At 64.3% G+C, this 15,602-nt stretch carries 12 protein-coding genes; 5 read left to right on the forward strand and 7 right to left on the reverse strand.

Annotation, left to right across the window (positions count from 1 at the left end):
* The first annotated feature begins 13 nt into the window (after nt 1–13).
* Nucleotides 14–1,339, forward strand: coding sequence for a S8 family peptidase (locus A8950_RS14215; RefSeq protein ID WP_133614338.1), 1,326 nt, complete (start codon nt 14–16; stop codon nt 1,337–1,339).
* Nucleotides 1,340–1,412: 73 nt separating this feature from the next.
* Complete coding sequence (locus tag A8950_RS14220) at nt 1,413–2,189, forward strand: sulfite exporter TauE/SafE family protein (protein ID WP_133614339.1); 777 nt, start codon at nt 1,413–1,415, stop codon at nt 2,187–2,189.
* A 63-nt stretch (nt 2,190–2,252) separates the two neighbouring features.
* Here the strand turns inward: A8950_RS14220 and xsc are convergent, their stop codons facing one another.
* The 7 genes from xsc to A8950_RS14255 all read right to left on the reverse strand — a co-directional run bounded on the left by xsc (nt 2,253) and on the right by A8950_RS14255 (nt 11,119).
* Nucleotides 2,253–4,028, reverse strand: a complete 1,776-nt coding sequence (gene xsc, locus A8950_RS14225) for a sulfoacetaldehyde acetyltransferase (protein WP_133614340.1) — start codon at nt 4,026–4,028, stop codon at nt 2,253–2,255.
* Between the two features lie 144 nt (nt 4,029–4,172).
* Complete coding sequence (gene pdxR / locus A8950_RS14230; RefSeq protein WP_208109864.1) at nt 4,173–5,717, reverse strand: MocR-like pyridoxine biosynthesis transcription factor PdxR; 1,545 nt, start codon at nt 5,715–5,717, stop codon at nt 4,173–4,175.
* Between the two features lie 47 nt (nt 5,718–5,764).
* Nucleotides 5,765–6,643: an ABC transporter permease gene (locus A8950_RS14235; RefSeq protein WP_133614341.1), complete on the reverse strand. Its 879-nt coding sequence runs from the start codon at nt 6,641–6,643 to the stop codon at nt 5,765–5,767.
* Nucleotides 6,640–7,644: an ABC transporter permease gene (locus tag A8950_RS14240; RefSeq protein WP_243735648.1), complete on the reverse strand. Its 1,005-nt coding sequence runs from the start codon at nt 7,642–7,644 to the stop codon at nt 6,640–6,642. The genes A8950_RS14235 and A8950_RS14240 overlap by 4 nt, the downstream gene beginning before the upstream one ends.
* Nucleotides 7,637–8,722: an ABC transporter ATP-binding protein gene (locus A8950_RS14245; protein WP_133614342.1), complete on the reverse strand. Its 1,086-nt coding sequence runs from the start codon at nt 8,720–8,722 to the stop codon at nt 7,637–7,639. Before A8950_RS14245 ends, A8950_RS14240 begins: the two co-directional genes overlap by 8 nt.
* Nucleotides 8,723–8,916: 194 nt before the next feature.
* Nucleotides 8,917–10,083, reverse strand: a complete 1,167-nt coding sequence (locus A8950_RS14250) for an extracellular solute-binding protein (protein ID WP_133614343.1) — start codon at nt 10,081–10,083, stop codon at nt 8,917–8,919.
* A gap of 472 nt (nt 10,084–10,555) precedes the next feature.
* On the reverse strand, nt 10,556–11,119 hold the full coding sequence (locus A8950_RS14255; protein ID WP_133614344.1) for a cupin domain-containing protein: 564 nt from the start codon (nt 11,117–11,119) through the stop codon (nt 10,556–10,558).
* 177 nt (nt 11,120–11,296) lie between these two features.
* On the opposite strand from A8950_RS14255, the gene A8950_RS14260 reads away from it, so the two are divergent.
* The 3 genes from A8950_RS14260 to A8950_RS14270 all read left to right on the forward strand — a co-directional run bounded on the left by A8950_RS14260 (nt 11,297) and on the right by A8950_RS14270 (nt 15,457).
* Nucleotides 11,297–12,655: an aspartate aminotransferase family protein gene (locus A8950_RS14260; RefSeq protein WP_133614345.1), complete on the forward strand. Its 1,359-nt coding sequence runs from the start codon at nt 11,297–11,299 to the stop codon at nt 12,653–12,655.
* 72 nt (nt 12,656–12,727) lie between these two features.
* On the forward strand, nt 12,728–13,846 hold the full coding sequence (gene ald, locus A8950_RS14265) for an alanine dehydrogenase (protein ID WP_133614346.1): 1,119 nt from the start codon (nt 12,728–12,730) through the stop codon (nt 13,844–13,846).
* Nucleotides 13,847–14,107: 261 nt separating this feature from the next.
* Entirely contained in the window at nt 14,108–15,457 is a 1,350-nt protein-coding gene (locus A8950_RS14270; RefSeq protein ID WP_133614347.1) for a glutamine synthetase family protein, read from the forward strand.
* Nucleotides 15,458–15,602 lie beyond the last annotated feature (145 nt).

Raw genomic sequence — 15,602 nt, forward strand, 5'->3', positions numbered from 1 at the left:
GCCCTTTCCTGATATGCGCCCGTTCCTGATCTTCGCCGGCCTGCTTGCCCTCGTCGTGGCGACGATGTCGCCGCCCGCCCTGGCGCAGTCGACGCTGCCGGCGACACCGCCGCGGATTCCGACCCAGCCTGACCTGCCCGGCAGCCGCGGCGACATGGGCCCGACACCATCGATCCCCGACCTCTTCGACGCCGCCGATGGCGCAGGCAGCGACGGCGAGGCCACGCCGGGCAATCGCCCGCCGGCCGTCCCCAACGAGCTCTGCGTCATCTTCCCCCCCAACGCGGCCTCGGAAGCGGCCCAGACTTTCGCCGACGACATCGATCTTGAGATCGTGCGCGATTTCACCATGCAGGGTCTGGGTCTGCGGGTTTATCTGATGCGCCTTGGCGACGGCGCCGAACCCGACCAGGTGTTCGAGGCGGCAGCGGCCGACCAGCGACCTGTCTGGGTGCAGCCCAATTTCATCTATCGCACCACGCAGGATCCCGCGGGCGCCACCGGCGACCAGCAATATGCCCTTCGCCAGATGCGCGCCGATATCGCCGCACCGCAGGCCGGCGGGGGAGAGGGCATCCGCATCGCCCTGATCGACAGTGGCGTGGACACGGCCCATGAATCGTTGGCTGGCGCTACCATCAGCGCGTTCGACCTGGTCGATGACGGTTCCGTCGCCGCGGAGGTGCACGGCACCGTGCTGGCCAGCATCATGGTCGGCCAGGGGCCGCTGCACGGCATCGCCCCCCGGGCGGAGTTGATCGCCATTCGTGCCTTCCGTGAGGTGGAGGCAAAACAGGGTCTGGCCGAGAGTTCGTCCTTCCTGCTGTCGCTCGGGATCGAGACGGCGATCCGGCAGCAGGCCCGCATCGCCAATCTCAGCCTCACGGGGCCGCAGGATCGCCTCGTCTCGCAACTCGTCGGCGAGGCGCTGCTCAACAAGGTCAGCGTCGTCGCCGCCGCCGGAAATGCCGGCCCCAAGGCGGCGCCCGCCTATCCTGCCGCCCAGGACGGCGTCATCGCCGTGACGGCCACGGACATGAAGGACCGCCTGTTCAAGGACGCCAATCGCGGCGACTATATCTCGGTTGCGGCGCCAGGGGTCGATATCCTGGGGGCGCGGCCCGGCGGCGGCTACGATTTCTTCAGCGGCACCTCGATGGCTACCGGCTATGCCAGCGGCCTGGCCGCCCTCCTGTTGTCGCACCAGCCGGCGCTGGGTGTCGTCAAGCTGCGCCGCGCCATGGAAGAATCCGCCATCGATCTGGGCGCGCCGCAACGCGATCCCGAATTCGGGGCCGGGCGTATCGACGCCCTCGCCGCCCTCGAACGCCTGCCCTGACAGATTCGCTGACAACTGCCCCCAACTTCGCCGCTGGTCTGGCGCCAGCCGCCTCGGCTAGAGTGGCGAACCCATGTTTGACGCCCTCCTCGCCTACACCACCGACAATTGGCAGACCCTGGCTCTATCCAGCAGCGCGATCTTCCTGGCGGCGATCGTGCGCGGCTTCTCCGGTTTCGGTTTCTCGCTGCTCAGCATAACCGCCCTCTCGCTGATCCTGCCGGCGCGCGAGATCGTGCCGACGATCTTCCTGCTCGAGGTCGCAGCCTCGCTCAACATGATCCCGTCGATCTGGCGCGACATCGACTGGCGCTCGATCGGCTGGCTGCTCCTCGGCTATGTCATCGCGCTGCCCTTCGGCATTTTCGCGCTCGCCCGCTTTCCCGAGGCGCCGATGCAGCTGGCCATGGCGTTGTTCGTGCTGGCGACCGCGATCATGATGCTGCGCGGTTTCCGGCTGGAGCGGACGCCGGGGGCGACCGCAACCGCCGTAACTGGCGGTGCTTCGGGGATTTTCAATGGCGCCTTCGGCATCGGCGGACCGCCGGTGGTGCTGTTCTATTTCTCGACCCCGGCCGCGGCCGCCGTCAGCCGCGCCTCGGTCATCGCCTTCTTCCTCTCGACCGATGTGCTGGGCCTTGCCGGCCACTGGTATGAGGGTCTCATCACGACGCAGAGTTTCGTCCAGTTCCTCGCTTGGCTGCCGGCCCTGCTGCTGGGCGTCTGGGTCGGCGCCCGAGGCTTCAAGCGCATCGACCAGGCGACATTCCGGCGTGCCGTCCTCGTGCTGCTGATGCTGCTGGCCGTCATCAGCCTCGCCAAGGCACTGTTCGACCTCGCCCAGTCCTGAAAGGGCGGCCATGGAAAAGGGCGGGCTCTCCCCCAGCCCGCCCTTCTCCCGATCGGCCGCGGATCAAGCCCCCTGCTGCGGCCGCATATCCTTCTTGTCGATGCCGGCGACGACCACCGGCTTCTTCATCGCATCGCGGCGGAAGGGTTCGCCGAGTTCCTGGTTGAGGATCACCTCGATGAAGGTGGTCACACCCTTTTCCTGCGCCTTGCAGGCTTCCTGCAGGGCGGCGGTCAAATCCTTCTGCGTGCGTACCTGCACCCCCTTGAGGCCGCAGGCCTCGGCGATGCGGGCATAGGAGAGTTCGGGGTCAAGCTCGGTGCCGACGAAATTGTTGTCGTACCAGAGAGTCGTGTTGCGCTTCTCCGCACCCCATTGGTAGTTGCGGAACACGACCATGGTGATGCCCGGCCATTCCTTGCGCCCGATCGAGGTCATCTCGTTCATGGAAATGCCGAAGGCGCCGTCGCCGGCAAAGCCCACGACGGGCACGTCCGGGCAGCCGATCTTGGCGCCGATGATCGCCGGGAAGCCATAGCCGCAGGGACCGAACAGGCCCGGGGCCAGATATTTGCGGCCCTGCTCGAAGGTCGGATAGGCATTGCCGATGGCGCAATTGTTGCCGATGTCGCTGGAGATGATGGCATTTTTCGGGAGGCCGTCCTGGATCGCGCGCCAGGCCATGCGCGGCGACATGCGGTCGGCGTCGCGGGTGCGCGCATCCTTGTTCCAGCTGGTGCCGGGATCGTCATCCTCGTGATCCATGCTGGCGAGCGTCTGCAGCCAGGCGGACTTGGTCTGATGGATGAGTGCCTTGCGCTCGGCACGGCCCACATTGCCGGCCTCGGGTGTCAGTTGGGCCAGGATCGATTTCGCCACCTGCTTCGCGTCACCGACGATGCCGACCGTCACCTTCTTGGTCAGGCCGATGCGGTCCGGGTTGATATCGACCTGGATGATGGTGGCGTTCTTCGGCCAGTAATCGATGCCATAGCCGGGCAGCGTCGAGAACGGGTTGAGACGGGTGCCGAGCGCCAGCACCACGTCAGCCTTGGCGATCAGCTCCATCGCCGCCTTCGAGCCGTTATAGCCGAGCGGCCCGGCGTGCAACGGATGCGAGCCGGGGAAACTGTCATTGTGCTGGTAGGACGAGCAGACCGGCGCGTCGAGGCGCTCGGCCAGCGCCTGGGCTTCCGGAATGGCGCCGCCGATGACAACACCGGCGCCCGACAGGATCACCGGAAACTTCGCCTCCGACAGCACCTTGGCCGCCCTGGCAATGGCCTCCGCGCCGCCGGCCGGGCGCTCGAACTCGACGATCTGCGGCAGTTCGATATCGACGATCTGGCAGAAGAGATCGCGCGGCACGTTGATCTGCGCCGGGGCCGAGTTGCGCTTCGCCTTGGTGATGACGCGATTCAGCACCTCCGCCATGCGGCTGGCGTCGCGCACCTCTTCCTGATAGCAGACCATGTCCTTGAAGAGGGCCATCTGCTCGACTTCCTGGAAGCCGCCCTGGCCGATGGTCTTGTTGGCCGCCTGCGGCGTCACCAGCAGCATCGGCGTGTGGTTCCAATAGGCGGTCTTGATGCAGGTGACGAAATTGGTGATGCCCGGCCCGTTCTGGGCGATGCACATCGCCATCTTGCCGCTGGCGCGGGTATAGCCGTCGGCGATGTAGCCGCCATTGCATTCATGCGCCACGTCCCAGAAGGTGATGCCGGCCTTCGGGAACAAATCCGAGATCGGCATGAAGGCCGAGCCGATGATGCCGAAGACATGCTCGATGCCATGCAACTGCATGACCTTCACGAAGGCCTCTTCCGTGGTCATTTTCATGGGTCTTGATCCATCTTTCCTGATTGCCGGCTGGTCCGCCCGGCCTGATCCATTGCCGCACGATAGGGGGGCAACTGGCCCTGTCATAGGTCCAGCGGCCGGGGCCGCTTTGGGCCAGACGCCCCCTTTTCCGGGGCCGCAGCCCTAGGCCCGGCTGCGATGCGCCCGGACCGCCTCGGCCAGCAGGCGGATGCCGGGCTCGATGCGGTCGGTCGGTATCGAGGAGACGCCGAGGCGGCAGAAATTGGCCGGTCCCGGCTGCTCCATGAAATGCACGGCACCTGGCTCGATCACGACACCGCGCGATGCAGCCTCGGTCGCGATCTGGCTCATGTCGAGGCCCTCGGGACCGCGGATCCAGAGGGCGGTGCCGCCCGCCGTCAGGTTGACCGTGAATTCAGGCAGATGCCGCGCCAGCGCCGTCACCGCCGCCGCCAGGCGCTCGCGATAGACATTGCACAGCTTCCGCAGCAGCGTGTCGTGATGGCCGTCGGCCAGGAACAGCGCCACCGTGCGCTGGTTGTTGGCGGCCGGGTGGCGGATCATCAGGCGCCGCAGCGCGCGCAATTCCGCGATCAGCGGTCGCGGCCCCACCACGAAGCCCATGCGCAGCCCCGGCGCCAGAGTCTTCGACAGGCTGGAAACGAAGATCACGCGGCCATGCCGGTCGAGGGATTTCAGCGCCGGCTGCGGGCTGCCCTGATGGGTGAGTTCGCTCTCGTAATCGTCCTCGATGACCACGAAATCGCGCCGCTGCGCCAGGTCGAGAAGGCCGTTGCGGCGCTCCAGCGACATGGTGACGGTGGTCGGGAACTGATGGCTCGGCGTCACATAGACATAGTCGCAGGCGTTGAGCTCCGGCCCATGCACCAGGCCGTGATCGTCGACCGGCAGCGGTACCAGATGCCCAGCGCGCAGGGCGGCGATGTTGCGCGCGTCGGTATAGCCCGGATCCTCGATCCCGAAGCGGGTCTTGTGGTCGAACAGCAGGGTGGAGAGCAGGTAGAGCGCCTGCTGCGCCCCCACCGTCACCAGGATTTCGTCGGCCGCCACGCGCACACCGCGTCGCGGCAGGACACGGGTGCGGATCTGCTCGATCAACTGCGGGTCATCCTCGGCGAAACGGTCCCTGACCCATTCCCGGACCGCATTGACGCTCAAGGCCTGGCGGCTGCATTCGCGCCAGGCGGCCAGCGGAAACAAGCTCTGGTCCACCTGGCCGTAGATGAAGGGATAGGGAAAGTCCTGCCAATTGGCCGGCTTGACGATGTTGCGCTGCTGTGTCGGGCGGCGCTTGAAGCGCGTCACCCAATCCGGCTCGGCGCCGTCGGCTGCCGCCGCACCGGCCGCAGCCTCCTTGGGCCGGACGCTGACGATCTCCGGGTTGACGAAGAAGCCGCTGCGCTCGCGCGCTATCAGAAAGCCTTCCTCGGTGAGGTCCTGATAGGCCAGCACCACCGTATTGCGGGCGATCTTGAGCGATTGCGCCAGCGCCCGACAGGAGGGCAAGGGGCTGCCGGGCGGAATCTGGCCATCGAGGATCGCCGAGACCAGCATGCGCCGCAACTGCGCCTGCAGCGTCGTCGTGCGGTCCGGTTCCAGGTGGAACAGTATCGATTTGCTGTCGTGACCCAATTGCTGTCGCGGCCCGTCGGGCCCCTTTCGCTGCCGGATTTGCCGCGGCGCCACCCTCCTGCCCCCCTGCCGCAAGCCCCTTTCGGGACTTCAGGTACGCATCAGGCGACGGCCGCCACCTCGCCGCGCTCGGCCAGGATGGCCTGACGCTGGGCGCGCTCGGCCTGCATCTGCTCGCGCCGCTTCACCACTTCGTAGAGTACCGCGCCGACTACCGATATGGCGATGATGATGACGGCGAGCGCCGAGAGGGCGGGCGTCGTCCCCTGCCGCACTTCACCGGCCAGGACCGTCACCAGGGTCTTGTCGGCCAGGATCGCGAAGGTGGTGGTGTTGTAGTTCTCGAACGAGGTCAGGAAGGCGATGACGATAGCCGAGACCACGGCGGGTTTGAGGAACGGCAGCAGGATGTGCCAGAACACCTGCGGATAGGAGGCGCCGAGGTCGAGCGCCGCCTCCTCCTGCGCGCGGTCGAAGCGGGTCAGCCGGGCCATGAAGATCAGCAGGCAATAGGCCGAGATGAAGCTGGCCTGGCCGAGTACGGTCAGCACCATGCCATTGTAGAACATGGAGCGGGTGACGTCGGTGACGCTCAGCACGTCGCGCCAGAAGATCACCGTCGAGATGCCGATGATGACGCCGGGGGTCAGCAGCGGCGAGATGGTGATGAGGTAATAGAGGCTGCGCGCCCGGTGGTAGATCTGGCTCATGATGATCGAGGCAGCAAGGCCCACCGGCACCGAAATGGCGACAACGCCGATGCCGATGATGATCGAGTTCTTGAGGCCGTCCATCATGTTGCGGTGGTTCCACAGCTTGACGAACCAGTCGAGGGTGAAGGCCTCGAACGGATACGCGGCCGGATAGCTCGGGGTGTTGAAGGCCGTGATGCTCATGACCACGAGCGGGCCGAACAGATAGCCGAAGAAGAGGAGGATGTAGAAGCCGATCATCCCCCGCATGATCATGCGCGAGCTCATTTTATGGCCTCCCCGAGAGAGACCTTGAATAGTCGCAGCATCCCCATCACCAGCGCGATGCACACCACCAGCATGATGAAGGCATAGGCGGCGCCGCGCGGCCAGTTGAAGCTCTGGAAGAAGAAGTCATAGATGATGGCGGTGAACCACAGCACGCGCGGCCCGCCCAGGAACTGGGGTGCCGCCAGCGAACCCACCGAAAGCATGAAGACCATGGTGCAGCCGGAAGCGATGCCGGGCTTGGCATAGGGAATGACGACGTCCCAGTGGATGCGCCACCAGGGCGCGCCGAGGTCGCGCGCCGCCTCGATCTGGTTCTTGTCCAGGCTCTCGATCGCGTTGTAGAGCGGGAACATCATCACCAGCAGATAGGCGTAGGAGAGGCCCACATAGAGGCCGGTATTGTTGCCGAGGAAGTCGATCGGCGCGTCGGTGATGCCGATACCCATCAGCGCCTGGTTGATGAGGCCCTTCGAGGCCAGCAGGAGGCGCAGCGAGAAGGCGCGCAGAATCTCGTTCACCCAGTAGGGCACGATGAGGCCAAGCATTAGGAGGCGGACCTTCTGCGCCGTGCCGGCCTGCGCCATATAGAAGGCCAGCGGATAGCAGATGCAGAAATTGAGGAAGGTGACCGCCATCGAGACGAGGATCGAAAAGACCAGCGCCTTCATGTGCAGCCAGTTCACCTGGTCGCCGATCGGGTTGATCACGAAGGACGAGTATTGCGCGACGGTCAACACGTCGTCCGGACCGCCGCGCTTGGTCGGCGGCAGGGCCGGGTGGAAGCTTTCCACCACCATGTAGAGATAGGGCAGCGCCACCAGGAACAGGGTCCAGAACGCGACCAGGGCGATGAAGACGATGCCCAGCGCCTTGCCGTTGCGCTCGAAGAAGCTCTTGCGGGTGGGATCCGGGTTGCGGCGCGCCTCGCGGCGCGCCATCAGCCAGAAGATGGCGATGACGATGACCGGGATGATGAAGACGATTGCGCGGCTACTCACGGGCAAGCATCCCTTCCGGCAGGATCAGCCCCAGTTCGGCATCGTAACTGATCGGCGTGGTGGTGTGCGGTGCGGGGATGGCGGCGCCCCCCAGGCGGCCGACCGTGACGATGATCTCCTTCTTCGCCTGGCCGTTCAGATAGACATGGGTCATGTGGCCCTCGAAGGCGACATTGGTCACCGTCGATGACAGCGTGGCGTCGGCGCTTCCCTGCCCCAGCTGCAGCGATTCCGGCCGCACGAACAGGATGCCGCGCGACCCGGCGGCTAGCCCCTGGGGGTTGCGCCCGCGCAACGGCCCGAAGGCGGTTTCGATCACGGCATAGCCGTTCTCGGCGCGGGTGATCGTCCCGGGAAAGGGATTGTTCTCGCCGACGAAGGACGCGACGAAGGCCGTCTGCGGCTGGTCGTACACCGCCTTGCCGTCGCCGACCTGCTGGATGACGCCGTCGCTCATGACCGCGATGCGGTCCGACATGGTCAGCGCCTCGCCCTGGTCGTGGGTGATGTAGATGAAGGTGATGCCGACCTTCTGCTGAATGGCGCGCAGTTCGGCGCGCATGTGCTGGCGCAATTTCAGGTCGAGCGCCGACAGGGGCTCGTCCAGCAGCAGCACCTTGGGCTCGACTGCGAGTGCGCGGGCGATGGCGACGCGCTGCTTCTGGCCACCGGACAACTCGCTCACCAGCTTGTCGCCCTGGCCCGGCAGGGCGATCAGGTCCAGCAATTCGTCGGCCTTCCTGCGCCGCTCGGCCTTGCCGGCACCACGCACGCGCAGTCCATAGCTGATGTTCTCGGCAACGCTCATCAACGGAAACAGCGCCAGGTTCTGGAAGATGAGGGCCGTCGGGCGCTTGTTGGGACCGATCCCGGCCATGTCCTGGCCGCCGATCCGCACGCGTCCCTCGGACGGCTCCAGGAAGCCCGAGACCGTGCGCAGGATCGTCGTCTTGCCGCAGCCGGACGGGCCGAGGAACGAGAAAAACTCGCCGCCCTTGATGTCGAGGGTTGCGTTGTCGACTGCCGTGAAATCACCGAAGCGGACCGTAATGTGGTCAAGCTCGACGCCCGCACTCATATATCTGCCCTACCCTGTTCTTGATTGTTTCTTCTTGTTTTGGAATGAGCGCCGAGTTTCCCCTCTTGATCCGGCGAGATCAAGCGGGATTGACGCTTTGCACAAATCTGCCGCCACGAAAAATCGGATTGTGGCCACAAAAAGAAAAGTCAGCCCCGGCGAACCGGGGCTGACCTTCTGCTTGCCAATTCGGCTTAGGCCGCCTGGAACTGCTGCACGTACTGGCTGCGGATTTCCGCGTACCAGCTGGGTTCCGCCGGCCAGTGCCAGACCTTCGCGAGGGCATCGCCCGGGAAGGCATCCTGGAAGTTCTTCTTGTAGACATCCGAGGTGAAGGCGTCGGCGCCGGTGATCACCGGGTTGTAGCCGGAGCCTTCCGCCAGCTGGCCGGAGACTTCCGGGGTCAGCAGGTAGTTGATGAAGGCGTAGATCTGCTCGTCGTTCTTGGAGGCCGAGAGCCGGGAGAGGCCGTCGAGCCAGGCGATGGCGCCTTCCTTGGGGGCCGTGTAGTTGACCGGCTTGCCTTCCTTTTTGAGCGAGAGGACCGGGCCGTCCCAGGTCTGGCCGATCCAGACATCGTTCTCCATCAGGCCCGACTTGGTGTTATCGGCCGAATCCCAGAACTGCTTGACGAAGGACTTGTTCTCGATCGCAAAGGCGAGGATCGGATCCCACACCTTCTTGAAGCTGTCCTCGTCCTTGTAGCCGTCGAGCATGCGGTTGGTCGGCATCTTGCCCGAGCCGTCCCACCACAGGCCGATGCCGAGCAGGAAGGAATGGCCGCGGCCCTGGGTATGGCCCTTGACCGCCTCGTCCCACAGCGAGCCGAAGCTGAGGTTGTTGACGTCGCCAGGATAGAGGTCGGTGCGATAGGACAGCGCTTCCGTGCCCCAGACATGGGGGACGTAGTACATGCCGTCTTCCCAGGTCCACAGCTCCTCGGCGCTCTTCAGGAACGACGGGATCAGGTTGCCGGTATTGGTGATCTTGTTCATGTCGAACGGCGCGAGGACACCGAGATCCTTGTACTGCGGCGCACGGTTGCGGGTCGGCTGGCAGAGGTCGAAGCCTTCGCCGCCGGTCGCCTGCAGCTTGTTGATCTGCTCCTCGTTCTGCGAGAACGGGGTCTGGTTCACCTTGATGCCGGTCGCCGCCTCGAAGTTCGGGATCACCGGATCGGGGAATTCGTCCGACCACATGAGCAGGTTGAGCTCGCCCGAGGAGGAGAAGGCGTTCCTCGAGAACATCGGGGCGGCAAGGCCCACGGCGCCGATGGCGGCAGCCGATTTGAGAACGGTGCGGCGGTTGAGGAGTGCCGCCCGCATCGTCTGTTGCGCGGATGTCATAACCTTCTTGGTCATCTTGGTTGTGCTCCCTGAAAGCGGCTGGCGCCATGCCGGCCGCGAGGTTTTGATCTTGGTTGGCCCGGAACTCAACTCGGTCCGTTAAACGGTCCGAATCCTATTTCCGTATTTCAAATTGTAAAAGCAAATGTTTATGAGCCTGTCCCCCCCCAGCCGCCGGCATACTACACCATTGCGGTCAAAAATCTCGCCAAATGCCACCCTAGGCGGAATCACCGGGCCGTGCCGATTGCGGCCGGATGGACGCCACTGGCCGCAGCTTTTTCCCCGAAAAGGCGCCGGGCGGCCCCGGTTTCAGCCCGATCCTGACGGGATTCGGACGGGCGATCATGAGGCGCAATCGATGACGCAATTGTGACGGCCCGCGGCGCGCCCTTTCCGGACACTGTACCAGGACAGGAGGCTCGCGCCCGCCGGGCCCGCGCCGGGCCAGTCGCGCCGTTAAGTTGGAGCCAGGTGGGCCGCCGGCTCAGAAACTGGGCGGGGAATTGGCCGTCACCACCTCGCATTCCTCGGTCCCGACATTGCGGAAGCGGTGCGGAATGCGGCTGTCGAAATAATAGGCATCGCCGGGCCCAAGCACCCGGACCTGGTCACCCACGGTGACCTCCAGGCGGCCGCGGATGATGACCCCGCCCTCCTCCGCCTCGTGGCTCAGCATCTGGCCACCGGTATCGGCCCCGGGCTGGTAGCGCTCATGCATCAACTGGATCGCCTTGCCGGTCATGTCCTTGCCGACCTGGCGATAGGAAACCGCCCCGCCGGCCAGCTCCACCAACTCGCTGGCGGCGAAGAAAATCTGCGGCCGCGGCTTCAGATCGTCGGCAAAGAATTCGGCGAGGCTCATGGGAAACCCGTCCAGCAGCTTCTTCAGCATGCCGACCGAGGGCGAGGAGCGGTTCTGCTCGATCATCGAGATGATGGCATTGGAGACGCCGGCACGTTTGGCGAGTTCCCGCTGAGACATGCCATGGGAATCGCGCAGCGCCTTCAGGCGCGCGCCCAGATCGAAACCATCGGAGAGATCGTTCATGACTGCATGTCTTTGCTTAACACTTGAGGGGTGTCGATAAATATATTAATCACATTATTTCCTGTTTCAATGGTTTTGTCCGGTATTCTTGCACCAATCCAATCTCGAAGACTGCCGCTTGTTTATTTTGTTAAGCGTGATAAGGTCCGCGCATCCAACCAGCCCGAGGCTCAGCCCATGTCCAGCATTTCCCCGAAATCCTTCGAGGCGACCCAGTTCAAGCCGACCCCGAACAATCTCGAGGCCTTCTTCATGCCGTTCACGTCGAACCGGCATTTCAAGGCCAATCCGCGGCTCTTCGTGAAGGCGGAGGGCATGCATTTCACCAATATCGACGGCAAGCAGGTGCTCGACGCCACCGCCGGCCTCTGGTGCGTGAATGCGGGTCACGGTCGCCGCGAGATTTCTGAGGCGGTCTCGCACCAGATCCAGGAACTCGACTATTCGCCCCCCTTCCAGATGGGCCACCCGGCCGCCTTCGAACTCGCCTCGCGCGTGGCGGCCCTGGCGCCGACCGGCCTCGACCACGTCTTCTTCACTAATTCCGGTTCCGAATCGGTCGACACCGCCCTCAAGATCGCGCTCGCCTATCAGCGCGCCAAGGGCCAAGGCACCCGGACGCGCCTGATCGGCCGCGAGCGCGGCTATCACGGCGTCGGCTTCGGCGGCATTTCGGTCGGCGGCATGGTCAACAACCGCAAGTGGTTCGGCACGGCGCTGGGCGGAATCGATCACCTGCCGCACACCTACAACGCCAAGGAAATGGCCTATTCCAAGGGTCAGCCCGCCTGGGGCGCGCATCTCGCCGACGACCTCGAGCGCTTGGTGGCGTTGCATGACGCCAGCTCCATCGCCGCCGTCATCGTCGAGCCGGTGGCTGGTTCGACCGGCGTCCTCATTCCGCCCAAGGGCTATCTCGAGAAGCTGCGCGAGATCTGCACCAAGCACGGCATCCTGCTGATTTTCGACGAGGTCATCTGCGGCTTCGGCCGTCTGGGCACCAATTTCGGCGCCGACTATTTCGGCGTCACGCCCGACCTCATCACCTGCGCCAAGGGCCTCACCAACGGCGCTATCCCGATGGGCGGCGTCATCGTCTCCAAGCAGATCTACGATACTTTCATGGAGACCTCGGCCGAGAACGCGATCGAGCTGTTCCACGGCTATACCTATTCCGCGCATCCGGTCGCCTGCGCCGCCGGCCTCGCCGTCCTCGACATCTACAAGAATGAGGGCCTGTTCGACCGGGTGAAGGAAATCACCCCCTATTGGGAAAACGCGATCCACAGCCTCAAGGGCACACGGCATGTCATCGATCTCAGGAACATCGGCCTGATCGGCGCCATCGAGCTTGAATCGCGTCCCGGCAAGCCGGGTGCGCGCGCCATGGATGCGTTCCTCAAGGCTTACGAGAAGGGCATGCTGATCCGCGTTACCGGCGACATCATCGCCATGTCGCCGCCCTTCATCGTGGAAAAGAGCCATGTCGACCAGGCCGTCTCGATCCTGGCGGACGTGCTGAAGTCGATCGACTGATTTTGCTGCAAGGTACGGACCGGCCGGGACGCAAGAATGCCCGGCCGGTCCGTCGATTATTGGAGAAGACCCATGCTTATCGGCGTTCCTAAGGAAATCAAGAATCACGAGTATCGCGTCGGCCTCATTCCTTCGAGTGTCCGCGAACTCATCCATCACGGCCACAAGGTCGTGGTGCAGACCGGTGCCGGCGAGGGCATCGGCCTCGACGACCGCGCCTACAAGGCGGCCGGCGCCAGCATCGCCAAATCGGCCGAGGACGTTTTCGCCAAGGCCGACATGATCGTGAAGGTGAAGGAGCCGCAGCCGCGCGAAACCAAGATGCTGCGCAAGGGCCAGATCCTCTACACCTATCTGCACCTGGCGCCGGACCCCGTGCAGACCGAAGGCCTCATCAAGTCGGGCTGCACCGCCATCGCCTACGAGACCATCACATCCCCGCGCGGCGGCCTGCCGCTGCTGGCGCCGATGTCGGAAGTGGCCGGGCGCATGTCGGTCCAGGTCGGCGCGCATTACCTCGAAAAGGCCCAGGGCGGCGCCGGCATCCTGCTGGGCGGCGTGCCGGGCGTGGCACCCGCCAAGGTTGTCGTCATCGGCGGCGGCGTCTCGGGCACCAATGCGGTGCGCATGGCCATGGGCATGGAAGCCAATGTGACGGTGATCGACCGCTCGGTCGACCGCCTGCGCCAGCTGGACGAGATGTTCGGCTCCAAGGTCTATACCTGCTACTCGACCCTCGACGCGATCGAGGAGCATGTGGTGAACGCGGATCTCGTCATCGGCGCCGTGCTGGTGCCGGGTGCCGCGGCCCCCAAGCTGGTCACCCGCAAGATGATCAAGCAGATGCGCCCCGGTTCGGTCGTGGTCGACATTGCCATCGACCAGGGTGGCTGCTTCGAAACCTCGAAGGCAACCACCCATGCCGATCCGGTCTATGTGGTTGACGGGGTCATCCACTATTGCGTCGCCAACATGCCGGGGGGCTTGAGCCGCACCTCGACCTTCGCCCTCAACAACGCCACCCTGCCCTTCGCGCTGGCATTGGCCGACAAGGGCGCCAAGAAGGCGCTGGCCGACGACCCGCATCTGATGAACGGCCTCAATGTCCACGAGGGCAAGATCACCTACAAGGCGGTTGCGGACGACCTGAAGAAGAAATACGTCCCGGCGGCCGAAGCCCTCGGCCTCTGACTCGGCCTCTGAGGCGACAACGCCACTGGCGCATGTAACGGCGGAGATCCCTGGATCTCCGCCGTTTTTCTTGGTCGATTCGTTAATTCATATGATGCCGTGCTTGCCACGCATGGCGGCCCCGGCGTGGGCTGCATGGCGGGCCTCCTTGGACAAAATCACGGCCATCGGCTAGGTTTTGCGGGCATTGCCGGCCCTTTTTCCGGTCCGGCGACCAAGGTCATATGCGACCATCAAATTTGAGAAAAACGGTTCTTCATCATGAAGTATTTGGACGATTGGATCACGGAACGAAAAGTGGATGAGGTCGAGTGCCTCATCCCCGACATGAACGGCATCCCGCGCGGCAAGATCCTGCCCGCCACCAAGTTCATGAAGGGTGTGCGCGACGACGGCCTGCGCCTGCCTTCCTCGGTCTTCCTGCAGACCGTCACCGGCGAATATCCGGACATCGACGAGGACGATATCGGCTCCTACCAGGACCCGGACGTCTATCTGCGCCCCGACCCCGACACCATCCGCATCGTGCCCTGGTACCAGGACCCGACGGCGCAGGTGATCCACGACTGCTTTGACAGCGAGGACCGGCCGGTCGAGCACGCGTCGCGCTATGTCCTGAAGCGCGTGCTGGAACTATATGACGACAAGGGCTGGAAGCCGATCGTCGCGCCTGAACTGGAATTCTATCTGGTCCAGGTCAACACCGATCCCGACCTGCCGCTGGTGCCGCCGGTCGGCAAGTCGGGCCGCGCCGAGACCGGCAGCCAGGCCTACGGCATCGATGCGGTCAACGAGTTCGACCATATCTTCGAGGACGTCTACGACTACTGCGAACGCTCCGAGATCGATGTCGACACGCTGGTGCATGAATCAGGCTCGGCGCAGATGGAGATCAACTTCAACCACGGTAGCCCGCTGGAACTGGCCGACCAGGCCTTCCTGTTTAAGCGCACGGTGCGGCATGCCGCGATGAAGCATGGCGTCTATGCCACCTTCATGTCGAAGCCGCTGGCCAACCAGCCCGGCTCCTCGATGCATATCCACCAATCGGTGGTCGAGAAACGGACCGGCAAGAACCTGTTCGCCGATTCCAAGGGTCGCGATACCGCCCTGTTCCGCGCCCATGTGGCCGGCCTACAGCGCTATCTGCCCTACCTCATCCCGATGCTGGCGCCGAACGTCAATTCGTATCGCCGCCTGCGGCCGCAGTTCGACGCCCCCATCAACGTGCAATGGGGTGTCGACAATCGTTCCTGCGGCCTGCGCGTCCCGGTCTCCAGTGGCGGCGGCCGGCGCATCGAGAACCGGCTGGCCGGTGCCGACGCCAACCCGTATCTCGCCATTGCCGCCTCGCTGGTGGCCGGCTATCTCGGCATGACCGAGCGGCTGAAGCCGACCAACCAGATCGAGGGCAGCGCCTATCGCATGGCGCATACGCTGCCGAAGACGGCGCAGGAGGCCCTGCACCGATTCATGGGCTGCAAGCCGATCCGCCCGCTCCTTGGCGAGAAGTTCATCAAGGCGCTGTGGATCGTGAAGATGGCCGAGCTTGAGGCCTATCAGAACGTCATCAGCTCGTGGGAACGCGAGCATCTGCTGCTCAATGTCTGAGCGATGACGAGCCGGACCGGAAAAAAGCTGGTGAGCATCGCCGCCTCGATCGAGGCGGCGATGAGCCGGTTTTCGCGGCGCCGGGAAATTCTGATCCTGACCGCACGGGTGAATTTCAACCCGTGAAGGGGTGACCGCATCATTG

This window comes from Dongia mobilis, assembly GCF_004363235.1.
In the GTDB taxonomy this organism is placed as follows: Bacteria; Pseudomonadota; Alphaproteobacteria; order Dongiales; family Dongiaceae; genus Dongia; species Dongia mobilis.